The sequence below is a fragment of the Pseudomonas sp. MM213 genome (assembly GCF_020423045.1).
Lineage (GTDB): Bacteria > Pseudomonadota > Gammaproteobacteria > Pseudomonadales > Pseudomonadaceae > Aquipseudomonas > Aquipseudomonas migulae.
Genome location: NZ_CP081943.1, coordinates 88,744 through 114,401, shown reverse-complemented (window position 1 = coordinate 114,401; position 25,658 = coordinate 88,744). Strand labels below are relative to the sequence as shown.

Below are 25,658 nucleotides of genomic sequence, written 5' to 3'. Positions count from 1 at the left end.
TTCAACCGCGCTCAGGCTGGAAGCGCACCACAAAACCCTTGAGGTTCTGCTGGCGGTTCAATAAGTCGCGCAGACGATCGGCTTCCGCACGCTCGATCAGCGGCCCTACGAACACCCGATTCTTGCCGTCAGCCGTGCGAATGTAGGCGTTGTAGCCTTGGCTGCGCAGGGTTTTCTGCAGGTTTTCTGCGCTGGCACGGCTCGACAGGCTGGCCAGTTGCACCGACCAGCTGACCGACAGGCCATTGGCGTCGACGCGGCTTTGAGTGGTGTCCGGTTTACCCGGTGCGGCGGTAATCGGCTGGCTCGGCGCAGTCGTTGGCTTGTTGACCGGAGCCGGTGCCGGAGGCGGCGTTACCGGTTTTGCGGCAGGCGCAGGTGCGACGGGCGCAGTCGGCGCGATCGGCATTACGGGTTCTTCCTGCTGCGCGATGTCGTCATCACTCGGCACAGGCTCCTGCGGCAAGACTTGCGGCTCAGGCACCGCCACCGGCTCAACCTGCACCTGCGGCACCGAAGGCGCTTGCGGGGCGGCTGGCGCTTCGACCGTCACCTGACGCTGCTCATCCTGACGGGAAAACAGCATCGGCAGGAAAATCACCGCCAGCGCCACCAGCACCAGGGCGCCGACCATGCGCTGTTTGTAAGCCTTATCCAGCAATGCCATTTGCCGCTTCCTCCGTGGAGCGCCGGGCCAGCCATTCAAGGGCCTCGGCAACACAATAAAATGATCCGAACAACAGAATTTCGTCGTCGCTCGTCGCCAGCGCGCACTGCCCTTCCAGGGCGGCGGCCACGCTGTCATAGGACGCGACTGAAGCACCAAGGTTGTGCAACACCCCGTGCAAATCGGCGACCGGTCGCGCCCGCGACGAATCCAGCGGCGCAACAGCCCAGTGCTGGACACTAGCATTCAATTCGCCGACAACACCATCCAGATCCTTGTCCGCCAGCAATCCAAACACCGCCAGACGCTTGCCGGCCGGCGGTCGGCTCGCCAAACGACGGGCCAGGTATTCGGCGGCGTGAGGGTTATGCCCCACATCCAGCAACAGGTTCAGACGCTTGCCCTGCCAGTCGAACTGGCGGCGGTCGAGACGACCAACCACCCGCGTGGCTTTCAGCGCATCAATAATCTGCGCATCGACCCAGGGCAAACCGAGCAACAGGTACGCCTGCAACGCCAGCGCGGCGTTTTCCATCGGCAGATCGAGCAACGGCAGATCATGCAACTCGACTACACGTCCTTGAGCGTCAAGACCGCGCCATTGCCAGTTGTGATCGGTGACACCGAGGTCAAAATCGCGTCCCCGCAGGAAAAACGGGCAAGCCAGCTCGCGCGCCTTGTCCAGCAGAGGTTGAGGAGGATTCAGGTCGCCACAGAGCGCAGGCGCGCCCTGGCGGAAGATACCGGCCTTTTCATAGGCCACTGACTCACGGGTGTCGCCCAGATAATCCGCGTGATCCACGCCGATGCTGGTCACCAGCGCCATGTCGGCATCCACCACGTTGACCGTGTCCAGTCGCCCGCCCAGACCGACTTCCAGCACCACGGCATCCAGCGCTGACCGTTGAAACAGCCAGAACGCCGCCAGGGTGCCCATTTCGAAGTAAGTCAGGGAGGTTTCGCCACGCCCTGCCTCTACCGCAGCAAAGGCTTCGCACAGCTCGGCATCCGTCGCTTCGACGCCGTTGACCTGCACCCGCTCGTTGTAACGCAGCAGGTGCGGAGAATTGTAGACACCAACCTTCAGACCCTGCGCCCGCAGCAATGAAGCCACGAATGCGCAGGTGGAACCCTTGCCGTTGGTGCCGGTGACCGTGATCACCCGAGGCGCCGGCTTGCCCAGCCCCATGCGGGACGCTACCTGTTGCGAGCGCTCAAGGCCCATGTCGATGGCCGAAGGGTGCAACTGCTCAAGGTAGGCGAGCCACTCGCCAAGGGTGCGTTGGGTCATATGTTTGCAGGCACCGGCGGAACGACGATCGGCTCGATTGGCGCGGCGACGAATTTCGGCGTCGGCTTGCCGGTCAGTTGCGCCAGCAGGTTACCCAGGCGCGGACGCAGTTCCTGACGGTGAATGATCATGTCGATCGCACCGTGCTCCAGCAGGAATTCGCTGCGCTGGAAGCCTTCCGGCAGTTTTTCGCGAACGGTTTGCTCGATCACGCGTGGACCGGCGAAGCCGATCAGGGCTTTCGGCTCGCCGACGATCACGTCGCCAAGCATCGCCAGGCTGGCGGAGACGCCGCCGTAGACCGGATCGGTCAGCACGGAGATGAACGGAATGCCTTCTTCACGCAGACGCGCCAGTACCGCAGAGGTCTTGGCCATTTGCATCAGGGAAATCAGGGCTTCCTGCATCCGCGCACCGCCGGAAGCGGCGAAGCAGATCATCGGGCATTTGTTTTCCAGGGCGTAGTTGGCGGCGCGTACGAAGCGCTCACCGACGATCGCACCCATGGAACCGCCCATGAAGGAGAATTCGAAGGCCGAAACCACCACCGGCATGCCCAGCAGGGTGCCGCTCATGGAGATCAGCGCGTCTTTTTCGCCGGTCTGCTTTTGCGCAGCGGTCAGGCGGTCCTTGTACTTCTTGCCGTCGCGAAACTTCAGACGGTCGACTGGCTCCAGGTCCGCACCCAGCTCGCTGCGGCCTTCGGCGTCGAGGAAAATGTCGATACGGGCGCGGGCGCCGATACGCATGTGGTGGTTGCACTTCGGGCAAACATCCAGGGTCTTTTCCAGCTCCGGACGATACAGCACAGCCTCGCAAGACGGGCATTTGTGCCACAGACCTTCAGGCACCGAGCTCTTCTTGACCTCGGAACGCATGATCGAAGGGATCAGTTTGTCTACTAACCAGTTGCTCATGCTTTCTTTCTCCAGTACCGGCGGCCCGAACGCTCTGGTTCGCAGCCCCGCGTATGCCCTTGAGCTAAATTCATGTGTGTGGCGATGATCGGTGGGTAGCCGGGTCAGTGAAGCGTGACCTGCGTACAACCCATCAATCCTCAGCCGTGCCTGCTTTGTGCAGCGCAGTGCATTTTGGGACGGCGGCAGTCTGCCAGCCGTCACATCAACTACTTGCTGCTGCGTACTGCGTTAATGAATGCCTGAATCTTTGCGTGATCCTTGATGCCCTTGCTCGCCTCTACTCCACCACTGACGTCCACGGCGTAAGGCCGAACCCGGGCAATCGCTTCTGCGACGTTGTCCGGCGTCAAACCGCCCGCCAGGATGATCGGCTTGCTCAAGCCTTGCGGTATCAGAGACCAGTCGAACGCTTCGCCGGTTCCGCCAGGTACACCTTCAACGTAGGCGTCGAGCAGAATACCGCTGGCACTTGGAAACGCATTGCATGCCGCCGCAATGTCGTCGCCCGCCTTGACCCGCAGCGCCTTGATGTACGGTCGATGCCAGCCTTCACAGTCGGCAGCGGTTTCGTCGCCATGGAACTGCAACAGGTCCAGCGGCACGGCGTCGAGCAACTCTCCCAACTCGCAACGGCTGGCGTTGACGAACAAACCCACAGTCGTCACGAACGGCGGCAGCGCCTTGATGATGTCGCGCGCTTGCTGGAACGTCACAGCCCGCGGGCTCTTGGCGTAAAACACAAACCCGATGGCATCAGCCCCGGCCTCGACCGCCGCCAACGCATCTTCTATGCGGGTAATCCCGCAAATCTTGCTGCGAACGGCTGACATGTCGATAAAACCTCAGGGTAAATCCGAGAAAGTCCCGGATGGTAACAAATGCGTTCGAGGGCGTCAGCCGTCAAGTTCGGTGAAACCGGTCAGGAAGTGTGGGCCAATGTAACGTTCAGGCAATTCGAACTCGTCGCGGTACTCGACCTGCACCAGATACAGGCCGAATGGATGCGCCGTTACCCCGCCGGAACGGCGAATGCGGCTCTCCAGCACTTCCTTCATCCACTCCACCGGACGCTCGCCGGCGCCGATGGTCATCAATACACCGGCAATGTTACGCACCATGTGGTGCAGGAAGGCGCTGGCGCGGATATCCAGCACGATCATCTTGCCGTGACGCGTGACGCGCAGGTGATGCAGCTCCTTGACCGGCGATTTGGCCTGGCACTGGCCGGCGCGAAAAGCGCTGAAGTCGTGGGTGCCGACCAGGTATTGCGCAGCCTCGGCCATGCGCTCGACGTCGAGCGGACGGTGATTCCAGGTAATTTCTTCGTTCAGGTGCGCCGGGCGGATCTGATCGTTGTAGATCACGTAGCGATAGCGCCGGGCGATGGCCTTGAACCGCGCATGGAAATGCGCCGGCATGACCTTGGCCCAACTGACGCTGACGTCGTGGGGCAAGTTGATGTTGGCGCCCATTACCCAGGCTTTCATCGACCGCTCGACCTGTGTGTCGAAATGCACCACCTGCCCGCACGCATGCACGCCGGCGTCCGTGCGCCCGGCGCACAGCAGCGACACGGGTGAGTCGGCAACTTTGGACAAGGCGTTTTCCAGGGTTTCCTGCACCGTGAGCACGCCGGAGGCCTGACGCTGCCAGCCGCGATAGCGAGAGCCTTTGTATTCAACGCCCAACGCGATGCGGAAAAAGCCGTCGGCCGCCATTTCGGCGGCCGGGTTATCTATATTTGCCAAGGAGTGACAGCCTGCTGATCTACGCAAAGGCGGGCATTATAAGGCCGCCGGACCGGGACGCCAGAGGCGTGTGTCGTTTGTGCCGTTGCAGTGTCCACACAGACTTCGCTATATAGATAAATACACAACGAAAAAAAACAGCACACCACCGAGACCTGATGATGAATGCACCTCTCAAAGAAGCCGTCGGCCTGGCGTACAGCCTGGAAGGCATGCTGCACGCCAAACGCAAAACGTGGGAAGCCATCGACGAAATGGCCCGACGCATCAAACCCGGCATGCGTGAGTCCGAGGCACTGGCCATGAGCCTCGACGTATTGAACGAACTCGGGATGGACCGCATCTGGCACCCGTCAAAAATCCGCTTTGGCGAAAACACCCTGAAAACCTTCAAGCAACGCTCCGAAGGCGATCCGGTACTGGCCGAGAACGACATTTTCTTTATCGACCTCGGCGTGGTCTGGGATCGCCATGAAGGCGACTCCGGCGCTACGTTCGTCGTCGGTGACGATCCCGAGATGAAGGCCTGCGCGACGGCCGCGAAGACCTTGTTCGATCAGGTTCACGAATACTGGCGTACACAGCAGGTGGCCGGTCCCGAGCTGTATCGCTATGCCGACGAACAGGCGACGGCGATGGGCTGGAAGCTGAACCTGGAAATCAAGGGGCATCGGGTCAGTGATTTCCCCCATGCGATTTATCGTGCCGGGGATCTGGGGAATTTCGAGGAATGTCCGAATGTGGGGTTATGGATTCTGGAAATCCAGATCGCCCACCCTACCCGGCCGTTTGGTGCGTTTTATGAGGATTTGCTGGTCTGAACCAAAAAGCTTCGCGGGCAAGCCTCGCTCCTACAGGTTCGGTGAGCCCCGTAGGAGCGAGGCTTGCCCGCGAAGACACCCCGACAAACTCCATCGCACTATTGTTAAAACAAAAACGGCAGCCTCAATGGGCTGCCGTTTTGTTTATGCCTTACCGATCACTCAAGCCAGACGCGAAAGCATTTCCTTGGCTTCGCTCTTCTGACCCGCATCACCTTCGCTGACCACCTCATTGAGGATGTCCCGCGCGCCATCGGCGTCGCCCATGTCGATGTAGGCCTGGGCCAAATCGAGCTTGGTGGCGACTTCGTCGGTGCCGGAGAGGAAATCGAATTCCGGTTCGTCAGCGGCGGAAGCCAATGCGTCTTCGGCAGTGAAGGTCGGCTCGCCAATGCTCTGCGAAAGACGATCCAGCTCGGCGTTGACGTCATCCAGCTCAGCGGCAAATGCATCCGGAGCATCCATTTCATCGGCCAGCGACAGATCGAAATCCGCCGGCAGCTCCAGATCATCCAGCGCGACCTCAGGAGCGGCGGCTGGCACTTCCACGGCAGGCAAGTCCTTGACGTCGTCATCCAGGCTCAACAGGAAATCGTCTTCATCGAGGATCCCTGGCGACGGATCGGCACCGAGGTCCATGTCCAGATCGAAGTCCGACAGGTCGTCGAGGTTTTCCTTGATTTCAGTCTGTTGCTGCAACACCGACTCAAAGCTCAGGTCGTCGTCCAGCGGGAATTCATCCAGTTCGGCCAAAGCCTCTGGTTCTGGCTCAGGCGTCGGCTCAGGCGCAGCCACCACAGGAACGACGTTTTCCAGATCATCCAGACTCAGATCAAACGCGCTGTCGAAGTCGTCATCGGCCAGTGCCGGCGCCGGCTCTTCGGACTCGTCCATCAACAGCTCTTTGACGTATTCGGCGTCCAGCTCGGCGGCAACGGCCGCAGCAGCCAGACCACCCGCCACGACGACCGCCATGGCCGGGAAGCGGCTTTTCAGCTCTTCGACACGGGCGAAGTTTTCGCCGTTGGCCACGAGCTGACGCTCCTGGGCCACGAACGCATCGCGGTCGCCCTGCTGGCCATAGACTTCCATCAGCTTCAGACGCAGGTCACTGCGCTGAGGCTCTTGCTTGATGCCATCTTCCAGCAACGCAGCCGCCTGATTCAGGCGACCGGCGGCCATGTGCGACTGCGCCTTGGCCAGCACGTCGTCATCACGATCAGCAGCAGGCGCGACCAGTGGCGCGGCGATCGGCGGCATGACCACCACTGGCTCAATGACCGGAGCCGGAGCGGGAGCCGGGGTTGGCGCGGGTGCAGGAGCTGGCGCGGTCGCGAGCTTCACGCTTGGCGGCGGCACTTCCAGACCTTCGAAGCTGCTTTCAGGCAAATCCAGATCAGCGGAGAAATCCTGCTCCTCGGACAAGGCACGGGCCATCCGCAGGTGTTTCTCGGCTTCCTGCTGGGCTTTGCGGCGACGGGCCAGCAACAGCAGCAACAGCAGCAGAACCACTGCCCCACCGCCGACCAGACCCAGCAGCACCGGATTGGTCAGCAGATCGTTGAATTTCTGATCGTCAGACGCGGCTGGCGCTGGCTCGACAGGCGTTTCAGTCGGAGCTGGCGCTGCCTCAGGAGCGGCCGCCACCGGGGCTGGCGTTACGGGTGCAGGGCTCGGCGTCAATTCGGCCGAGATCGCCGGGGCCGCCGCAACAGCAGCAGCCGGCGCACCCGCAGCACCTTCGGCCTGCATCTTGGCCAGTTGATTGTTCTTCAGCTCGATCAGGCGTTGCAGCTTGTCCAGCTGACTTTGCAGATCGGTCATGCGGCTTTTCAGTTCAGCATTGTCACGACGGGTCGTGTCGAGGCTTTCCTGGGCCAGGGCCAGTTTGTTGCTCAAGGCCTTCGCATCACCTGCAGCACCTTTGCCACCGGCCTTGCCGGACTCGGCAGACACCAGGCTCAGTTTGTCCTTGGCGGGCTGCACTGGAGCGCCTTCAGCGCGAGGGCGCTTGGTCGCGTCGAGTTGCTGCTGCCCTGCTCCAGGCTTCGCCACATAGCGACGCCCCTGACGCCACGCAGTGTTCTGCGCAGCGACTTCGGCAATGGCTTTGGGTTGCGGCACGCTGGCGACTTGCGTCTGATCCGGCAGGCGCAGCACCTGACCGGTTTTCAGCAAGTTGATGTTGCCGTTGATGAAGGCATCCGGGTTCAGCGCCTGGATGGCCAGCATGGTTTGCTGAACCGAGCCGCCATTGCGCGCCTTCGCAGCGATTTCCCAGAGGGTATCGCGCGGCGTGGTGGTGTATTGGGTCGGCTTGGTAGCGCCGGTCACCGGTGCAGCGACAGTCTGAGTCGGCGCCGGCTGCGCAGCCGCTTCAGCGGTTTGCGGCGAGAATTTGGACGGATCGAGCAGCACGCTGTAATCGCGCAGCAGGCGACCGTTGGGCCACATCACCTGAACCAGGAATTTCACCATCGGTTCGGACAGCGGCTTGCTGGAGGTCACGCGCAAGATGCTTTTGCCACTGGCGTTGAGCACCGGGGTGAAGCTCAGGTCATTGAGGAATGCCTGACGGTCGACACCGGCCTTGGCGAAATCTTCGGGCGACGCCAGGCTCGGCACCAATTCGGCGGCCGTGAGTTCCTTGACGTCGAGCAATTCGATTTCCGCCACCAGCGGCTGGTTCAGCGACGACTTCAGGGTCAATTCCCCGAGCCCGAGCGCATGCGCCATACCGGAGGACAGCGCCGAGGCGGCCGCTATTGCTAACACCAGTTTGCGAACTTGAACCATAGCCTCATCCTTTGTTTGAACATTCCTCGGCCAGCGAGAAGGTGTTGATAGTCGCTGCCGTAAGGCATTGCGCGCGGCGGCGAAGGGTCGTCGCGCGCGATCATTTCTTTCATGCCCCGGAAAGCCTCGCAGGGTGGCTTGCCTTCAGCAATCCGGTCGAGCATGACGCCCGACCAGAATCATTCTGCAAATTGTTGCCAAGTATCTTTTACAGCAGGTCTTTTATCAACAATTCAGCCACCTGCACAGCATTGAGCGCCGCGCCTTTGCGTACGTTATCTGACGTCAGCCACACATTAAGTTCCGACGGGTCGTCGATTCCAGCGCGAACCCGACCGACGTAGACCACATCCTGCCCTACCGCATCGCCGACCGGCGTCGGGTAATCGCCGGCTTCCACCAGCTCGATACCCGGAGCGTCTTCCAGCGCCGCGTTGACTTTTACCAGGTCCACAGCGCTTGCAGACTGCAGGGTCACGTTAAAGCTATCGCCAAAAAACACCGGGGCTTGAATGCAAGTGACGGAAATCTTTAATGAAGGCAAGGCCATGACCTGACGCAGCTCACGCACCAGACGCTTTTCCAGCAGCGTATGGCCGTTTTCATCCGGCTTGCCGACTTGCGCCAGCAGGTTGAAGGCCATCTGCCGATCGAAAAAACTCGGCTCCAGCGGACGCACATTGAGCAGCTCGGCGGTTTGCCGGGCCAGTTCCGTGACGGCTTCGCGGCCCTGGGCAGAAACGGCCAGGCTGGCGGTCACATTGACGCGCTGCAGATCGAGCAGACCGAGCAAGGGTGCGAGCACCACGGCCAAGGTGGTGGCCGACGGGCTCGGGCTGCTGACCTGGAATGGCTTTTTCAGACCGGCCAGAACCTGAGCATTGGCTTCCGGCACCACCTGCGGTGCCTGATCGGCAGGCAAGGCGCCCGACAGATCGATCAGCGAGCAACCGGCCGCCGTGGCGCGCGAGGCGAAACTCAAGGTCACCGCCGGACCTGCGGCGAAGAACACCAGCTGTACTTTGCTGAAGTCGAACTCATCGACTTCCCGCACCCGCACGTTCTTGCCGCGAAACGGCACCGAATGACCGGCGGATTCGCTGCTGGCCAGCAGGTGCAGGTTGCCGACCGGAAAGTCGCGTTCTTCGAGAATCTGCACGAGCGTTTCGCCGACAGTACCGGTGGCGCCGATCACGGCAATATCAAAGGACTGGCTCATGGGTGTACCTCTGGCGAAACGGGGGGAGCGGCACTTTACCGGGTGGAGGGTGTGCAGGCAATTTCTGCCGGGGATTTGCGGTGCCGGTACCGGCCACTTCGCGGGCAAGCCTCGCTCCTACAGGTGCGGCGCGACCCCATGTAGGAGCGAGGCTTGCCCGCGAAGAGGCCCTTTCTGGCGACACAACTTCCATAAAAAAACCCGCGCCCCTTTCAAGGCACGGGTTCTTTCATTGCTTCAATCGATCAACGCTCAAGCAGAATCCGCAGCATGCGACGCAGCGGCTCGGCCGCGCCCCACAGCAACTGGTCGCCAACGGTGAACGCGCCGACGAACTGCGAACCCATGTTCAGCTTGCGCAGACGGCCAACCGGAACATTCAGGGTGCCGGTGACCTTGGTCGGGCTCAGCTCCTGCATGCTGATGTCGCGGTTGTTCGGCACCAGTTTGACCCAAGGGTTGTGCTGGCTGATCAGCCCTTCGATATCGGCGATCGGCACGTCTTTGTTCAGCTTGATGGTCAGTGCCTGGCTGTGGCAGCGCATGGCGCCGACGCGCACGCAGATGCCATCGACCGGGATCGGGCTCTTGAAGCGACCGAGGATCTTGTTGGTCTCGGCCTGGGCCTTCCACTCTTCGCGGCTCTGACCGTTCGGCAGTTCCTTGTCGATCCACGGGATCAGGCTGCCGGCCAGCGGTACGCCGAAGTTCTCGGTCGGGTACGCGTCGCTGCGCATGGCTTCGGCCACACGGCGGTCGATGTCGAGGATGGCGCTGGCCGGGTCGGCCAGTTGATCGGCGACAGCGCCGTGGGTCACGCCCATTTGCTTGATCAGTTCACGCATGTGCTGCGCGCCGCCACCGGAGGCTGCCTGATAAGTCATGGCGCTCATCCACTCGACCAGGCCGGCTTCGAACAGACCGCCCAGGCCCATCAGCATCAGGCTGACGGTGCAGTTGCCGCCGATGTAGTTCTTGGTGCCCGCGTCGAGCTGCTGGTCGATGACCTTGCGGTTGACCGGGTCCAGCACGATGACCGCGTCATCCTGCATGCGCAGGCTGGAAGCGGCGTCGATCCAGTAACCCTGCCAGCCGGCTTCGCGCAGCTTCGGGAAGACTTCGCTGGTGTAGTCGCCACCCTGGCAGGTCAGAATCACGTCGAGGGTTTTCAGCTCTTCAATGCTGTAAGCGTCCTTGAGCGGAGCAATGTCCTTGCCCACGGACGGGCCTTGGCCACCGACATTGGAAGTGGTGAAAAACACCGGCTCGATAAGATCGAAATCCTGCTCTTCCAGCATCCGCTGCATGAGCACGGAACCGACCATACCGCGCCAACCGATCAGACCTACACGTTTCATCGCAACTACACCTTCTTGAAAAGTGGGCCGCTGCTTTCGAAGTGGAAAGTGGCAGCGGGCCCGAGAGATTACAGATTCCGCAGCGCGGCGACTACTGCGTCACCCATTTCCTGCGTACCGACTTTAGTGCAACCGGTCGACCAGATGTCGCCCGTCCGCAGGCCCTGATCCAGCACCAGGCTCACGGCTTTCTCGATGGCATCCGCTGCATCCGACTGGTTGAAGCTGTAACGCAACATCATCGAAACCGACAAAATGGTCGCCAGCGGGTTGGCGATGCCCTTGCCCGCGATGTCCGGAGCCGAACCGTGGCACGGCTCGTACATGCCTTTGTTATGGGTATCCAGCGATGCCGACGGCAGCATGCCGATGGAACCGGTGAGCATCGACGCCTGGTCGGACAGGATATCGCCGAACATGTTGTCGGTGACGATCACGTCGAACTGCTTCGGTGCGCGCACCAGTTGCATGGCCGCGTTGTCGACGTACATGTGGCTCAGTTCGACTTCCGGGTAATCCTTGGCCACTTCTTCGACGATTTCACGCCACAGCTGGCTGGAAGCCAACACGTTGGCCTTGTCCACCGAGCACAGCTTCTTGCCGCGCACCATGGCCATGTCGAAACCGACACGGGCGATGCGGCGGATTTCGCTTTCGCTGTACGGCAGCGTGTCGTAGGACTGACGCTCGCCGTTTTCCAGGGTGCGGGTGCCACGCGGCGCGCCGAAGTAGATGCCGCCGGTCAGCTCGCGAACGATCAGGATGTCCAGGCCGGAAACGATTTCGGCTTTCAGGCTGGAAGCTTCGGCCAGTTGCGGGTACAGGATCGCCGGACGCAGGTTGCCGAACAGGCCCAGTTGCGCACGAATCTTCAGCAGACCACGCTCAGGGCGGATGTCACGCTCGATGGTGTCCCATTTCGGGCCGCCCACGGCGCCCAGCAAAACAGCATCGGCGGCGCGAGCACGCTCCAGGGTTTCGTCAGCCAGAGGCACGCCGTGCTTGTCGATGGCGGCGCCACCAATCACGTCGTGGCTCAGTTCGAAGCCCAGGCTGTACTTGTCGTTGGCCAGTTCCAGCACCTTGACCGCTTCGGCCATGATTTCCGGGCCAATACCGTCACCTGGGAGAATCAGAATCTGCTTGCTCATGCTTTCCTCATGTCATCAGTCGGTGTGCCCTTGGGCACGCCCGGAAAAATTCTATCGCTCGGCGCTTATGTTTCCGAGCTTATCGTTCAGCCATCAGTACCAGTACATCGGTACTGAACGAACCATCGGCCTCAATCTCAAAATATTCGCGTACTTCGTTGCCCATCGACTGCTGCAACTCGAGGATCGCGGCGCGCATCACTTGTGGTGTGCGCATGCGCTCGACCCAACTGGTGTACTCCAGACGCAGGCGCTGACGCGTGGTGCTGCGAGTGTGCAACCCCGCCTCGCTGACCTGACGCAGCCACTCGCCGGCGGAATAATCGCGCACATGGCTGGTGTCGCGCAGCACTTCGACACTTTGCAGGTAAGTGTCGAACAACGGGCTGCCCGGTGACAACACGTCGATGAACGCCGCCACGCCGCCCGGCTTCAACACCCGCCGGACTTCACGCAGGGCCAGGCCGAGATCGCTCCAATGGTGCGCCGAATAACGGCTGAAGACGAAGTCGAATTCGCCATCGGCGAATGGCAACCGCTCAGCGGCACCCAGGACCGTAGACACGTTGCCCAACCCACGATCAGCGGCAGCACCGGCGACCACGTCGAGCATTTGCTGCGACAGATCGTAAGCCACCACTTCCTTGACCAGCGACGCCACGTGAAAACTCACGTGACCGGCGCCGCAACCGAGGTCCAGCACGCGGGCATCGCCCTGCCCGGCCAGCTCAGCCTGTAGCAGCGCAAATTCAGTGCCTTGAGCGTGGACGGCGCTGCTCAGGTAGGCCGAGGCCTGTTCGCCGAATTGCTTTTGGACTACCTGACTGTGCTGAGCGGTGCTGGTCATGTGGACTTCCTTTTTCGGGTGAGTCTTGGGGTGTTTTTTCGGGCCTCTTCGCGGGCAAGCCTCGCTCCTACAAGGACAGCGCAATACCTGTAGGAGCGAGGCTTGCCCGCGAAGGCGTCATCACGCCTTACGCAAAATCAAGCGTCGCGAAACAACCAAGGCTGGCTCGCACGGTGCTTGGCTTCAAACGATGCAATCGCCTCGTGATCCTGCAAAGTCAGCCCGATGTCATCGAGGCCGTTGACCAGGCAATGCTTGCGGAACTCGTCAAGCTCGAAGCTGTAGACCTTGCCGTCCGGCCGGGTCACGGTCTGGGCTTGCAGGTCGATCTTCAACTCGTAGCCAGGATTCGCCTCGACCTGCTGGAACAGCTCATCCACTTCAGCGTCGCTCAAGATGATCGGCAGCAAGCCGTTCTTGAAGCTGTTGTTGTAGAAAATGTCGGCATAGCTCGGCGCAATGATGCTGCGGAAACCGTACTCTTCCAGCGCCCACGGCGCGTGCTCACGACTGGAGCCGCAACCGAAGTTCTCGCGGGCCAACAATACGCTGGCGCCCTGGTAACGCTCGGCGTTGAGGACGAAATCCTTGTTCAGCGGACGCTTGGAGTTGTCCTGATAGGCATAACCCACGTCCAGGTAGCGCCATTCGTCAAACAGGTTCGGGCCAAAACCGGTGCGCTTGATCGACTTCAAGAACTGCTTCGGAATGATCTGGTCGGTGTCGACGTTGGCACGATCCAAAGGCGCGACCAAACCGGTGTGTTGGGTAAAAGCTCTCATGTGCGGTTCCTCAGATCAGTTCGCGAACGTCGATGAAACGACCGTTGACGGCAGCCGCCGCGGCCATGGCCGGGCTGACCAGGTGCGTACGGCCACCGGCACCCTGACGCCCTTCGAAGTTGCGGTTGGAGGTCGATGCGCAATGCTCGCCCGACTCCAAACGGTCCGGGTTCATCGCCAGGCACATCGAGCAACCTGGTTCACGCCACTCGAAACCGGCTTCGAGGAAAATCTTGTCCAGGCCTTCGGCTTCGGCTTGCGCCTTCACCAGGCCCGAGCCCGGCACCACGATGGCTTGCTTGATGGTCGAAGCCACTTTGCGGCCCTTGGCGATCACCGCCGCAGCGCGCAGGTCTTCGATCCGCGAGTTGGTGCAGGAGCCAATGAATACGCGGTCCAGCTGAATGTCGGTGATCGCCTGATTGGCGGTCAAACCCATGTACTTCAGGGCGCGCTCGATGGAACCGCGCTTGACCAGGTCCATTTCCTTCGCCGGGTCCGGCACATTCTGATCGACCGCCAACACCATCTCGGGCGAAGTGCCCCAGCTGACTTGAGGCTTGATCTGAGTGGCGTCCAGCTCGACGACGGTGTCGAACACCGCATCAGCATCGGAAACCAGGTCTTTCCAGGCTTCGACAGCGAGGTCCCATTCCGCGCCTTTCGGGGCAAACGGACGGCCTTTCACGTACGCCACGGTTTTTTCATCCGCCGCCACCAGACCTACGCGAGCGCCAGCCTCGATGGACATGTTGCAGATGGTCATGCGGCCTTCGATAGACAAGTCGCGAATGGCGCTGCCGGCGAACTCGATGGCGTGGCCATTACCGCCGGCGGTGCCGATCTTGCCGATGACCGCGAGCACGATGTCCTTGGCGGTCACGCCGAACGGCAGTTTGCCTTCGACCGACACCAGCATATTCTTCATTTTCTTGGCGACCAGGCACTGCGTGGCGAACACGTGCTCGACCTCGGAAGTGCCGATGCCATGGGCCAGGGCGCCAAACGCGCCGTGAGTCGAGGTGTGCGAGTCGCCGCAGACCACGGTCATGCCCGGCAAGGTTGCGCCCTGCTCCGGACCGATCACGTGAACGATGCCCTGGCGCACGTCATTCATTTTGAATTCGGTGATGCCATATTCATCGCAGTAGTCATCGAGGGTCTGAACCTGCAAACGCGAGACCTGGTCGGTAATCGCTTCGATGCCACCCTTGCGATCCGGAGTGGTCGGTACGTTGTGATCCGGCGTGGCAATGATCGAGTCGACGCGCCAAGGCTTGCGCCCGGCCAGGCGCAGGCCTTCGAAAGCTTGGGGCGAAGTCACTTCATGGATGATGTGGCGGTCGATATAGATCAGCGACGACCCATCGTCGCGCCGTTTCACTTCATGGGAATCCCAAAGCTTGTCGTAAAGCGTTTTGCCGGCCATCAGACGGTCCTCATCAGCGTATTTCTATGCCCTGGGTCTTGAGAGATTCAATAACCCTTTGGCTTGTGAGGTCGATCCTAGGGGGTTACATTAAATAACTCAAATTCATATTTTTTATGCTTTGGATAACCAACTGGAATACAACGATGGACCTGGCCAACCTTAATGCCTTTATTGCCATTGCCGAGACAGGAAGCTTCTCCGGTGCCGGCGAACGGCTGCACCTGACGCAACCGGCGATCAGCAAACGGATCGCCGGGCTGGAGCAGCAATTGAAGGTGCGACTGTTTGATCGACTGGGCCGCGAAGTCGGCCTGACCGAAGCCGGACGCGCCCTGCTGCCACGGGCTTATCAGATTCTGAACGTGCTGGACGACACCCGCCGCGCCCTGACTAACCTGACTGGCGAAGTGACCGGCCGCCTGACGCTGGCCACCAGTCACCACATCGGCCTGCACCGTTTGCCGCCCTTGTTAAGGGAATTCACCCGACGCTACCCACAAGTGGCGCTGGATATTCAGTTCCTTGATTCGGAAGTGGCCTACGAAGAAATCCTCCACGGTCGCGCCGAGCTGGCCGTCATCACCCTCGCACCCGAGCCTCATGCCCTGGTCAAGGCCACGCCGGTGTGGGACGACCCGCTGGATTTCGTGGCCGCGCCGGAGCATTCACTGATCAGCAATGGCGCGGTCAGCCTGGCGGACATCGCCCTGCATCCGGCGGTGTTTCCCGGCGGCAACACCTTTACTCACCATATCGTGCGGCGCCTGTTCGAAGCCCAAGGCTTGACGCCGAACATCGCCATGAGCACGAATTATCTGGAAACCATCAAGATGATGGTGTCGATCGGCCTGGCCTGGAGCGTGTTGCCGCGCACAATGCTTGACGATCAGGTTGCGCGAATACCTTTGCCCGGCATACAACTGACTCGCCAGCTAGGCTATATCTTGCACACCGAACGGACGCTGTCGAACGCAGCACGGGCTTTTATGGCCTTGCTGGATGCACAACTCGATCTGCCAGGGACTCAAGGCTAATTTGTGCTACTCCTATAGAGCCTCAAATACCTGCGCCTAACGCCCCATTCAGCCCAAGGCCTGCCAATGCCGAAATCTGTTGACCGTATTCCACCGATGCCACGTATTCAGGCGCTTGACCCGAAACGATCCGAGCAGAGCTGGGAGAGTGCGCCGCAGCTGCTGGCCGCCCTCAACGGCGCACGTTTGGGCGCCTGGTATTGGGACATCGAGCGCGGGCAGATCAGTTGGTCGCGGGGTACGCAGGCGCTGTTCGGCTTCGACCCCCGGCAACCGTTGCCGGCGGATCTGGAATACCTCGACCTGTTGCCCCCGGAGGATCGAGCGAAAACCCTCCGTGCCTTCCACGCGGTGATCGCCGGCGCGCCGCTGGAACAGGCGATGCATCACCGCATTCGCTGGCCCGACGGCAGCCTGCACTGGCTGGAGATCAACGGCAGCCTGCTGCCGGACAAACACGGGCGACCACGCATGATCGGGGTGATCCGCGAGATCACCCACCAGCGTCAGCGCGAACAGGCGCTGAGCAGCTCGGAAAAACGCTTCGCGACGCTGTTTCACCTGTGCCCGAACATGGTGCTGCTGACTCGCCAGGAAGACGGCCTGATCACCGAAGCCAACCAGTATTTCGAAAGCCTGTTCGGCTGGCCGGTGCAAAACGCGATTGGCCGCACCACGCTGGAACTGGGCCTTTGGGTGCACCCGGAGCAACGGGAGAAACTGGTCAAGGCGACCAAGGCCAAAGGTGAGCTGGTCAGCATGGAGGTGCAGTTCCGCGCCAGTAATGGACAGGTCCACGATGGCATTCTCAGTGCGCAAAAGGTCGAACTCGAGGGCCAGCCCTACCTGCTCAGCACCTTTCTCGACACCACCGAACGCAAGGCTGCCGAACTCGCCTTGAAAGACAGCCAGGAGCGCCTCGATCTGGCGCTGGACTCGGCGCAACTCGGCACCTGGGACTGGCACATTCCCAGCGGCATGTTGTATGGCTCGGCCCGCGCCGCGCAGTTGCACGGACTGGACCCCATACCGTTCCATGAATCCTTCGACGAGTTTTTCGAAGGCGTGCCCGGTGAGGAGCGCGACAGCATGCGCGATGCCTATCGCAGCCTGCGCGAAGGCCCGGCCGGCAACTATCAGTTGACCTACCGCGTGCAGCTGGAGGACGGCACTTCGCGTTACCTGGAAAGCCGCGCCCGCCTCTACCGCGATGAAAACGGCGCACCGCTACGCATGGCGGGGACCTTGCTGGACATTACCGATCAGGTCGAACGCGAACAGAAGCTGGTCGCCTCCGAAGAGAAATTTGCCACCCTGTTCCAGGTCAGTCCGGACCCGATCTGCGTTACCCGCCAGGACACCGGCCAGTTCATCGAGATCAACTCCAGTTTCACTCAGACCTTCGGCTGGAGCACCGCCGAGGTGATTGGTCGCAGCGCCGACGAAATCGGTCTGTGGGACGCCTCGGCGAAAAGCCTGCGCCGGATCGAACAAGTCATCCGCGAACAAGGCCTGAACAACGTCGCCATCATCGTCCAGCACAAGGACGGCCAGTCGCTGACCTGCGTGATTTCCAGCCGCCAGATCAGTGTCGGCGACCAGCCGTGCATCGTTACCACTTTGCGTGATATCACCCAGCAACAACGTTCGGAAGCGGCGCTCAAGGCCAGCGAGGAGAAGTTCGCCAAGGCCTTCCACTCCAGCCCCGACGCCATCACCATCACCGAACGCGACACCGGGCGCTATCTGGAGGTCAACGACGGTTTCTGCCGCCTGACCGGCTACCGCGCCGATGAAGTCGTCGGCCGCACGGTGTACCAGGTCGGCATCTGGGCCGAAGAAAAACAACGCTCGGCGCTGCTGGCCGAGCTGCAGATCAAGGGCCGCGTGCATCATCAGGAAATGCTTGGGCGCAACAAGCATGGCGACTTGCTGACCGTCGAAGTCTCGGTAGAACCGATCACCCTCAATGAAACCGCGTGCCTGCTGCTGACCGCGCGGGACGTCAGCCTGTTGAAAAACGCCGAAGCACAGATCCGCCACCTGGCCTACCACGACCCGCTGACCAACCTGCCCAACCGCGCGCTGTTGATGGATCGCCTGAGCCAGCAGATCGCCCTGCTCAAACGCCACAACCTGCGCGGCGCCCTGATGTTTCTGGACCTCGACCACTTCAAGCACATCAACGATTCGCTCGGCCATCCGGTGGGTGACACGGTGCTGAAGATCATCACTGCGCGCCTCGAAGCCAGCGTGCGCATGGAAGACACCGTGGCACGGTTGGGCGGTGACGAATTCGTGGTGCTGCTCAGCGGCCTGGAAGGTTCGCGCAATGAAGTCAGCGAGCAGGTCCGCGAACTGGCGGACACCTTGCGCGAACTGTTGTCGGAACCGATGTTCCTCGACGGCCAGCGCCTGCAAGTGACACCGAGTATCGGTATCGCGCTGATTCCCGATCATGGCTCGACCCCGACCGACCTGCTCAAACGCGCCGACATCGCACTGTATCGGGCCAAGGATTCGGGGCGCAACACCACCCAGATGTATCACAACACCATGCAGAAGGCCGCCAGTGAACGCCTGCGCATGGAAACCGACCTGCGCCTGGCCCTTTCCCGGGGCGAATTCGACGTGCATTACCAGCCGCAGGTGGACGCCCGCGACAATCGTATCGTCGGCGCCGAAGCGCTGGTGCGCTGGAACCATCCGGAATTGGGCGCGCAATCGCCGACTGAATTCATCAAGGTCCTGGAAGACAGCGGGCTGATTCTGGAAGTCGGCACCTGGATCGTCGACGAAGCCTGCGACGCCTTTAAACAGTTGATCGCCAAGGGTCTGATCGACCCGCTCGACTTCAGCCTGTGCGTGAACATCAGCCCACGACAATTCCGCCAGAACGACTTCGTCGAGCGCATCGAGCTCAGCCTCGCCACCCACGGCCTGCCCTGCTCGCTGCTGAAACTGGAGATCACCGAAGGCATCGTCATCCAGAATCTGGAAGACACCATCAGCAAAATGCGCCGCCTGAAAAAACTCGGCATCAGCTTCGCCATGGACGACTTCGGCACCGGTTATTCCTCGCTGACTTACCTCAAGCGATTGCCGGTCGACACCCTGAAAATCGACCAGTCGTTCATTCGCGATGCGACTACCGACCCGAACGACGCCGAGATCATCCGCGCCATCGTCGCCATGGCCCGCAGCCTGGAGTTGAAAGTGATTGCCGAAGGGGTGGAGACGCCGGAGCAGTTGGAGTTTTTGCAGGGGCTGGGCTGCCATTTTTATCAGGGCTATTTGCACAGCCAGCCGTTGCCGGTGGAGGCATTCCAGAAACTCCTGAAATAACCCGCACCCTGTAGGAGCGAGCCTGCTCGCGATGGACGTCAACGATGACGCGCACTGTCTGGATAAACGCGTCGCCCAGAAGTCCATCGCGAGCAAGCTTGCTCCTACAGGAGAACAGCGGGCACAAAAAAGGGCGCCATTGGCGCCCTTTTTCATTGCCCCGCCTTAGTGCTGCAAAGCGGGTTTTTGCGTCCCGTTGATTGGGATGCGTTTGGCTTTCGCCTCTTCCGGAATGACACGCAGCAGGTCGATGCTCAACAGACCGTTGCTCAGGTCGGCGGCCTTGATCTCGATGTGATCGGCCAGACGGAACGACAGTTTGAACGCGCGCTGGGCGATGCCTTGGTGCAGGAAGGTCACGCCTTCAGTTGCGTCGCGTTTGCCGCCACTGATGGTCAGCACACCTTTCTCGACTTGCAGGTCCAGGTCTTCTTCCTGGAAACCGGCGGCCGCTACAACGATGCGGTATTGATCGTCACCGTGTTTTTCCACGTTGTAAGGTGGATAGGTGCTGCCTGGCTCGTTGCGCAGGGCGGTTTCGAACAAGTCGTTGAAACGGTCGAAGCCTACCGAGGAACGGAACAGTGGGGCCAGGGAAAATGCAGTAGTCATGGTTCAAATCTCCTGAAAACAATCAGCAAGTTTTTTGTCTCCGCGACCCGAATTCGGCATCGCGTAATCCTTAGATAGGGACCGCTGATTGCATTTCAAGAGATTATTTCGAGATTTTTTTCAGGCCGCTTCGGCTACCTGCAACCCCAGTAAACGCGAAACCTGATCCAGTTCGGTTTCACGGCGAAGCAGGGTGAACAGCTCAACCGCCTCGGGATAATTGCGGGTCAGCATCGCCAGCCACTGCTTCAGGCGACCGGGCGATTGGCGTGGCGTCATCTGGGCTTTGGCTTGCAGCCAGAAGTCCTGAATCAGCGGCAGCAGCTCGGCCCAGGTCATTTCGACCACCTCTTCACCGGCACGGGCGGCGGCGATCTGCCGGGCCAGGTCCGGACGCGACACCAGCCCGCGACCGAGCATGATGTCTTCCACGCCGCTGATTTCGCGGCAGCGGCGCCAGTCTTCGACGCTCCAGATATCACCGTTGGCGAATACCGGCACCTTGACCACTTCCTGCACACGAGGGATCCACTCCCAATGCGCCGGCGGCTTGTAGCCGTCCATCTTGGTCCGCGCATGCACCACGATGTGCTCCGCGCCGCCTTCGGCCAGGGCCGTGGCGCAGACCAGCGAACCGTCAGGGCTGTCGAAGCCGAGACGCATTTTCGCGGTGACCGGAATGTGCGCCGGAACGGCGCGACGGACATGCTCGACGATCTGGTTCAGCAGCTCGGGCTCTTTGAGCAATACCGCGCCGCCACGGGATTTATTGACGGTCTTGGCCGGGCAGCCGAAGTTCAGGTCGATGACTTCGGAACCCAGCTCGCAGGCCAGCGCGGCGTTTTCCGCCAGGCACACCGGGTCGGAACCCAACAGCTGCACGCGCAATGGCACGCCGGAAGCGGTGCGCGCATCCGTCAGCAGTTCAGGACCGAACTTGTGGAAATAGGCAGGGGTGAGCAGTTGGTCGTTGATCCGGATGAACTCGGTCACGCACCAATCGATACCGCCCACACGGGTCAGCACGTCCCGCAGGATGTTGTCGACCAATCCCTCCATGGGCGCCAAAGCAATTTGCATGAAAAACACACTCGACGAAAAACGTGCGGCAGTTTACTGGTTTCGGCGGTTAGAAGGTATTTCGTCAGACCGGGCGGTGTTGATTGTGCGGACGCCTTCGCGGGCAAGCCACGCTCCTACAGGTTTTGTGTCGTTCCGCCATTATGCGAACGACACAAAACCTGTAGGAGCGTGGCTTGCCCGCGAAGGGTTCAATTAAATCGCGACTTGCAACGCCGGGCCGTAACCTTCGATGAACTCCGCCGGCATGCGCTTGGGTTTGCCCGTGGACAGCTCAATGCAGACAAACGTGGTTTGCGCGCGCAGTAACGTGGTGTTGTCGCTCGGGCGCTTGAGCTGGAAGTGCCGAGTCATTTTCAGGCGCTGGTCCCAATCGACGATCCAGGTCGCCAATTGCAACTCATCACCTTCATAGGCTGCCGCCAGGTAATCGATTTCGTGCCGCACCACCGCCATCGCCCGATCCAGCCGCCGGTACTCGACCAGATCGAGGCCGAGCCGCTGCGAGTGGCGCCAGGCGCAGCGTTCGAGCCAGGTCACGTACACCGCGTTATTCGCGTGCCCCAACCCGTCGATGTCCTCGGCGTCCACCGCAAGATCAATGATAAATGGCGTTGCCCGATCCCAGCCCATGCCCCACTCCCGGTCAAATGATGTCGACCGGGGCAGTGTAACGGATGCTCAGGCCGATTGGCGCGATTGCAGACTGCGACCGGCCAGCAGTGATAACACGCCATCAATCACCCGCGGGTCGGCAAGCACCCGTTGATGACCGCCCTCCTCCAGCCGCAGCAAGCGACTGTCGAACCAGGCCTCGTGGATCAGTTGGGATTCCTTGACCGGGACGAAGTTGTCGTCTTCGGCATGAACGATCAGGCCAGGCATGTCGAGCTGATAACGCGAGACATCCAATGCAGCCGCGCGCATGCCGACATCTTTTTCGACTTGGCGAATGAACGCCGAACGGGCTTTTGGCGGTAGCCGCACGTAGCGGGCAAATCCTCTCAGAACCCCGAGAATCCGCGCCGGAGCGCCAATGGTCACCAGGGTTTCGGTGCGCAGGCCCAACTGAACGGCGAGCATGGCGCTGGCACCGCCCATCGAGTGACCGATGACCGCTTGCAGCGGCGGCAACTCGGCAGCGGCCTCAAGCATGGCCCGGGCGAACAGCACGACGTTGGCTTCGTTGCCCGGCGAGCGACCGTGAGCCGGACCGTCCAGGGCGACTACGGTATAGCCGGCGTCAACCAGCGCGGTGATCAGGCTGGCAAACTGCGTTGGCCGACCTTCCCAACCGTGCATCAGCAATACCGCCGGGCCTTGCCCCCAGCGCAACGCCGAGAGGCCGAAACGAAGTGTGATGCGCTCGGATTTCGCCAGTAACGGCAATTCCCAATCACGCGGCGGCAGATCCCGCGGCGTCATGAACGCCAGTCGCATTTTGCTCGCGACCAGTTTCGGTGCAAACCAGCCCAAGGTGCCATTAACGCCACGAACCCACTTTAACGTGCTCATCGCTCTCACTCCTCAGGCCATTGCCTTCAGGTCATTGCACCGCCGACTTGGCGGCACGCAGCAATCGATCAGACAACTCTCCCGGCCCCAGCGCCCGCGCCAGAGCCAATCCACCGACCATCAAGGCCATGTCGGCCAGGGCTTTGTCGGTGTCTTCCGGGCTGGCCGCCAACTGCGCGACCATCATTTCCACGTGTTCATTCAACGCCACCCGAAATGCGTCCGGCAGGCGTCCCAGCTCGCCGACGGAGGCCGGGATCGGGCACGCGGATTCAGAGGAATCCCGGTGTTTGCGTGACAGGTAAAACGCCGCCACCAACGCGCGACGCTCTTCGCCGGTCAATTCGGCGTCCATGTCAGCGATCAAGCTACGGCGGTGACCGAGCAGTTGCTTGAACGCTTCCAGCATCATCGCGTCCTTGCTTTCGAAGTGCGCATAGAAGCCGCCAACCGTCAGGCCGGCTGCGCCCATCACTTCGCCCACGCTCGGTTCGGCCGGGCCACGCTGAATCAGCGCTGCGCTGGCGGCCTTGAGAATGCGTTCGCGGGTTTGAGCTTTTTTATCGTTCATCGTTGCCTCCGAATATTACGACTAGAATATTATTCTCATAATAATTTTCCGCAAGTCGTAGATGTGACCGCTGGTCTGAAGAACAGTTTGAGAGAAATGGGGGATTTGGCCAAACGCCAGACAAACAAAAGGGCCATTCAATAATTGAATGACCCTTATAAAATCCCGCAGAGCGGGTAATCGTGGCGTCCCCTAGGGGACTCGAACCCCTGTTACCGCCGTGAAAGGGCGGTGTCCTAGGCCACTAGACGAAGGGGACGCAAAACCTTCTATACAACTGATCAGTGCTGAGAGCTGATCGATTCAAGGCCGGTGTGGCCAGACCTTGAACTGTAAAATTGGTGGAGCTAGACGGGATCGAACCGTCGACCTCTTGCATGCCATGCAAGCGCTCTCCCAGCTGAGCTATAGCCCCGGATTTTTCGCCTCGCGGCGGAGCGGCATCTTTCGACATCGCTTCTGTAAAACTGGCGTCCCCTAGGGGACTCGAACCCCTGTTACCGCCGTGAAAGGGCGGTGTCCTAGGCCACTAGACGAAGGGGACGCAAACCCTTCTATACAACAGATCAACGCTGAGTGTTGATCGCTTCAAGGCCGGTGTGGCCAGACCTTGAAGTGTAAATTGGTGGAGCTAGACGGGATCGAACCGTCGACCTCTTGCATGCCATGCAAGCGCTCTCCCAGCTGAGCTATAGCCCCTCATCGCTGAGGACGGGGCGAATCTTAATGGCGCTTCGGAAACGTGTCAAATTTATTTTTAACAATTTCCAAAGTTTTTTGCCGACATAACAATCACTTACCGCCCTCCCCCCGTAAATCCGGGGGTATACATGGATCCGTAGGAGCCAGGCTTGCCGGCGAACGGGACGCCTGGGTGTATCTGACACACCGCGTCATCGTTCTTCGCGAGCAAGCAACGCTCCTACAGGACCGTGGGAATCAGGCGATGTTGCCCAGGAGTTTTTCCCATTCCTTGTTTTCCTTCTTCGACACGCCACCGAGCAGGTCGATGGCCTGGCGCAGACGGAAACGCGTCAGGTCCGGGCCGAGGATTTCCATCGCATCGAGTACCGACACCGAACTCGCCTGACCAGTGATCGCAGCGAACATCAGCGGCATGGCGTCACGCAGCTTCAATTCCAGGGACTCGACCACCGCTTGAATGGTCGCGGTGATGCTGTCCTTCTCCCACTGACGCAGGCTTTCCAGCTTCCACAGAATCAACTGCATCAACTGACGAACCTGATCACCCGACAATTTCTTCGATTCAAACAGCTTGGCATCCGGGTTCACGCCACCGGCGAAGAAGAAACCGGCCAGCGGTGCGACCTGGCTGAAGGTTTCAACGCGGCCCTGCACGTGCGGCGCGATCTTCATCATGTACTCGGGGTTCAGCGCCCAGGTCTGCAAGCGGCTGGCGAACTCTTCCACCGGCAGGTCACGCAACCACTGGCCGTTGAGCCACGACAGCTTCTCGATGTCGAAAATCGGCCCGCCAAGGGAGACGCGGCTCAGGTCGAAGTTGTCGACCATTTCCTGCAGCGAGAACTTCTCGCGCTCATCCGGCATCGACCAGCCCATGCGCCCCAGGTAGTTGAGCATCGCTTCCGGCATGAAGCCCATGCGCTCATAGAACGTCACCGAGGTCGGGTTCTTGCGCTTGGACAGCTTGCTCTTGTCCGGGTTACGCAGCAGCGGCATGTAGCACAGCTCCGGTTGTTCCCAGCCGAAGTATTCGTACAGAAGAATCAGTTTCGGTGCCGAAGGCAGCCATTCTTCGCCACGCAGCACGTGGGTGATGCCCATCAGGTGGTCATCGACCACGTTGGCCAGGAAGTACGTGGGCAGGCCGTCGGTCTTCATCAGGACTTGCATGTCCATGCGATCCCACGGGATCTCGACGTCGCCACGCAGCATGTCCGGCACCACGCACACGCCTTCGCTCGGCACTTTCATGCGGATCACGTGCGGTTCGCCAGCGGCCAGGCGACGTGCAACTTCTTCCTTGGACAGCAGCAGTGCACGACCGTCGTACCGCGGGGTTTCGCCGCGAGCCATTTGCTCGGCGCGCATCTGGTCCAGCTCTTCAGCGGTGCAGAAGCACGGGAAGGCATGGCCCATCTCGACCAATTGCTGGCAATACTTCTGATAGATATCGCCGCGCTCGCTTTGACGGTAAGGGCCGTGCGGGCCGCCGACGTCCGGGCCTTCGCTCCAGTCGATGCCCAACCAGCGCAGGGCGTCGAAAATCTGCTGTTCGGACTCGCGGGTCGAACGCAGTTGATCGGTGTCTTCGATCCGCAGGATGAACTCACCGCCGTGCTGCTTGGCAAAGCAGTAGTTGAACAAAGCGATGTAAGCGGTACCTACGTGGGGGTCCCCGGTAGGCGATGGCGCGATGCGCGTGCGGACGGTGGTCATGGCAAGTCTCGAAATGAAGATAAAACAAAGGGCGAATGGTAACAGGCG

Annotated in this window: 22 protein-coding genes and 4 tRNA genes; 4 read left to right on the top strand and 22 right to left on the bottom strand. The window is 60.7% G+C overall.

Annotated features, from left to right (window positions below):
* Position 1 precedes the first annotated feature (1 nt).
* The 5 genes from K5R88_RS00525 to truA form a co-directional block, all read right to left on the bottom strand.
* Positions 2-667 (bottom strand): SPOR domain-containing protein, encoded by a 666-nt coding sequence (locus tag K5R88_RS00525; protein WP_008037624.1) that lies wholly within the window; start codon positions 665-667, stop codon positions 2-4.
* Positions 651-1,958, bottom strand: coding sequence for a bifunctional tetrahydrofolate synthase/dihydrofolate synthase (folC, locus tag K5R88_RS00520; protein WP_226298922.1), 1,308 nt, complete (start codon positions 1,956-1,958; stop codon positions 651-653). Before folC ends, K5R88_RS00525 begins: the two co-directional genes overlap by 17 nt.
* Positions 1,955-2,875 (bottom strand): acetyl-CoA carboxylase, carboxyltransferase subunit beta, encoded by a 921-nt coding sequence (gene accD, locus K5R88_RS00515; protein WP_008028281.1) that lies wholly within the window; start codon positions 2,873-2,875, stop codon positions 1,955-1,957. Before accD ends, folC begins: the two co-directional genes overlap by 4 nt.
* Before the next feature lie 209 nt (positions 2,876-3,084).
* Positions 3,085-3,708 (bottom strand): phosphoribosylanthranilate isomerase, encoded by a 624-nt coding sequence (locus K5R88_RS00510; protein ID WP_192226362.1) that lies wholly within the window; start codon positions 3,706-3,708, stop codon positions 3,085-3,087.
* A 63-nt stretch (positions 3,709-3,771) separates the two neighbouring features.
* Entirely contained in the window at positions 3,772-4,596 is an 825-nt protein-coding gene (gene truA / locus K5R88_RS00505) for a tRNA pseudouridine(38-40) synthase TruA (protein ID WP_032828713.1), read from the bottom strand.
* Between the two features lie 191 nt (positions 4,597-4,787).
* Between truA and K5R88_RS00500 the strand changes: the two genes are divergently transcribed.
* Positions 4,788-5,447, top strand: a complete 660-nt coding sequence (locus tag K5R88_RS00500; protein ID WP_226300298.1) for a M24 family metallopeptidase — start codon at positions 4,788-4,790, stop codon at positions 5,445-5,447.
* Between the two features lie 162 nt (positions 5,448-5,609).
* Here the strand turns inward: K5R88_RS00500 and K5R88_RS00495 are convergent, their stop codons facing one another.
* The 7 genes from K5R88_RS00495 to leuC form a co-directional block, all read right to left on the bottom strand.
* Positions 5,610-8,243 (bottom strand): FimV/HubP family polar landmark protein, encoded by a 2,634-nt coding sequence (locus K5R88_RS00495; RefSeq protein ID WP_226298921.1) that lies wholly within the window; start codon positions 8,241-8,243, stop codon positions 5,610-5,612.
* Between the two features lie 208 nt (positions 8,244-8,451).
* Positions 8,452-9,462, bottom strand: a complete 1,011-nt coding sequence (locus K5R88_RS00490; RefSeq protein WP_192226356.1) for an aspartate-semialdehyde dehydrogenase — start codon at positions 9,460-9,462, stop codon at positions 8,452-8,454.
* A gap of 245 nt (positions 9,463-9,707) precedes the next feature.
* On the bottom strand, positions 9,708-10,820 hold the full coding sequence (asd, locus tag K5R88_RS00485; RefSeq protein ID WP_008037636.1) for an aspartate-semialdehyde dehydrogenase: 1,113 nt from the start codon (positions 10,818-10,820) through the stop codon (positions 9,708-9,710).
* 68 nt (positions 10,821-10,888) lie between these two features.
* Complete coding sequence (leuB, locus tag K5R88_RS00480; protein ID WP_192226354.1) at positions 10,889-11,971, bottom strand: 3-isopropylmalate dehydrogenase; 1,083 nt, start codon at positions 11,969-11,971, stop codon at positions 10,889-10,891.
* A 79-nt stretch (positions 11,972-12,050) separates the two neighbouring features.
* Positions 12,051-12,818 carry a class I SAM-dependent methyltransferase gene (locus K5R88_RS00475; protein ID WP_192226352.1) on the bottom strand — a complete coding sequence of 256 codons (768 nt, stop codon included), beginning with the start codon at positions 12,816-12,818 and terminating at the stop codon, positions 12,051-12,053.
* Between the two features lie 137 nt (positions 12,819-12,955).
* Positions 12,956-13,600, bottom strand: a complete 645-nt coding sequence (gene leuD / locus K5R88_RS00470) for a 3-isopropylmalate dehydratase small subunit (RefSeq protein ID WP_008028298.1) — start codon at positions 13,598-13,600, stop codon at positions 12,956-12,958.
* A 10-nt stretch (positions 13,601-13,610) separates the two neighbouring features.
* On the bottom strand, positions 13,611-15,029 hold the full coding sequence (gene leuC / locus K5R88_RS00465; protein WP_008028300.1) for a 3-isopropylmalate dehydratase large subunit: 1,419 nt from the start codon (positions 15,027-15,029) through the stop codon (positions 13,611-13,613).
* A gap of 146 nt (positions 15,030-15,175) precedes the next feature.
* Between leuC and K5R88_RS00460 the strand changes: the two genes are divergently transcribed.
* Both K5R88_RS00460 and K5R88_RS00455 read left to right on the top strand, forming a co-directional pair.
* On the top strand, positions 15,176-16,066 hold the full coding sequence (locus K5R88_RS00460) for a LysR family transcriptional regulator (RefSeq protein WP_008028303.1): 891 nt from the start codon (positions 15,176-15,178) through the stop codon (positions 16,064-16,066).
* 66 nt (positions 16,067-16,132) lie between these two features.
* Positions 16,133-19,411 (top strand): PAS domain S-box protein, encoded by a 3,279-nt coding sequence (locus K5R88_RS00455; protein WP_008028304.1) that lies wholly within the window; start codon positions 16,133-16,135, stop codon positions 19,409-19,411.
* Positions 19,412-19,576: 165 nt separating this feature from the next.
* On the opposite strand, the gene K5R88_RS00450 is transcribed toward K5R88_RS00455, so the two are convergent.
* Together K5R88_RS00450 and K5R88_RS00445 are read right to left on the bottom strand one after the other, a co-directional pair.
* Positions 19,577-20,023: an Hsp20 family protein gene (locus K5R88_RS00450; protein WP_008028306.1), complete on the bottom strand. Its 447-nt coding sequence runs from the start codon at positions 20,021-20,023 to the stop codon at positions 19,577-19,579.
* A 120-nt stretch (positions 20,024-20,143) separates the two neighbouring features.
* On the bottom strand, positions 20,144-21,103 hold the full coding sequence (locus K5R88_RS00445) for a tRNA dihydrouridine synthase (RefSeq protein ID WP_192226348.1): 960 nt from the start codon (positions 21,101-21,103) through the stop codon (positions 20,144-20,146).
* Here K5R88_RS00445 and K5R88_RS00440 point away from each other — a divergent pair.
* Entirely contained in the window at positions 21,102-21,302 is a 201-nt protein-coding gene (locus K5R88_RS00440; RefSeq protein ID WP_226298920.1) for a hypothetical protein, read from the top strand. The two genes, K5R88_RS00445 and K5R88_RS00440, sit on opposite strands and share 2 nt — an antisense overlap.
* Here K5R88_RS00440 and K5R88_RS00435 read toward each other — a convergent pair.
* The 8 genes from K5R88_RS00435 to gltX form a co-directional block, all read right to left on the bottom strand.
* Positions 21,299-21,736, bottom strand: coding sequence for an acyl-CoA thioesterase (locus K5R88_RS00435; RefSeq protein ID WP_008037643.1), 438 nt, complete (start codon positions 21,734-21,736; stop codon positions 21,299-21,301). The two genes, K5R88_RS00440 and K5R88_RS00435, sit on opposite strands and share 4 nt — an antisense overlap.
* A gap of 48 nt (positions 21,737-21,784) precedes the next feature.
* Positions 21,785-22,618, bottom strand: coding sequence for an alpha/beta fold hydrolase (locus tag K5R88_RS00430; protein WP_008037646.1), 834 nt, complete (start codon positions 22,616-22,618; stop codon positions 21,785-21,787).
* Between the two features lie 31 nt (positions 22,619-22,649).
* Positions 22,650-23,189, bottom strand: a complete 540-nt coding sequence (locus K5R88_RS00425; protein ID WP_008037648.1) for a TetR/AcrR family transcriptional regulator — start codon at positions 23,187-23,189, stop codon at positions 22,650-22,652.
* Positions 23,190-23,372: 183 nt separating this feature from the next.
* Positions 23,373-23,448, bottom strand: a tRNA-Glu gene (locus K5R88_RS00420).
* Between the two features lie 80 nt (positions 23,449-23,528).
* A tRNA-Ala gene (locus K5R88_RS00415) sits at positions 23,529-23,604 on the bottom strand.
* Positions 23,605-23,657: 53 nt separating this feature from the next.
* A tRNA-Glu gene (locus K5R88_RS00410) sits at positions 23,658-23,733 on the bottom strand.
* Between the two features lie 79 nt (positions 23,734-23,812).
* Positions 23,813-23,888 (bottom strand) — tRNA-Ala (locus K5R88_RS00405).
* A 240-nt stretch (positions 23,889-24,128) separates the two neighbouring features.
* Positions 24,129-25,610, bottom strand: coding sequence for a glutamate--tRNA ligase (gene gltX / locus K5R88_RS00400; RefSeq protein WP_008037650.1), 1,482 nt, complete (start codon positions 25,608-25,610; stop codon positions 24,129-24,131).
* Positions 25,611-25,658 lie beyond the last annotated feature (48 nt).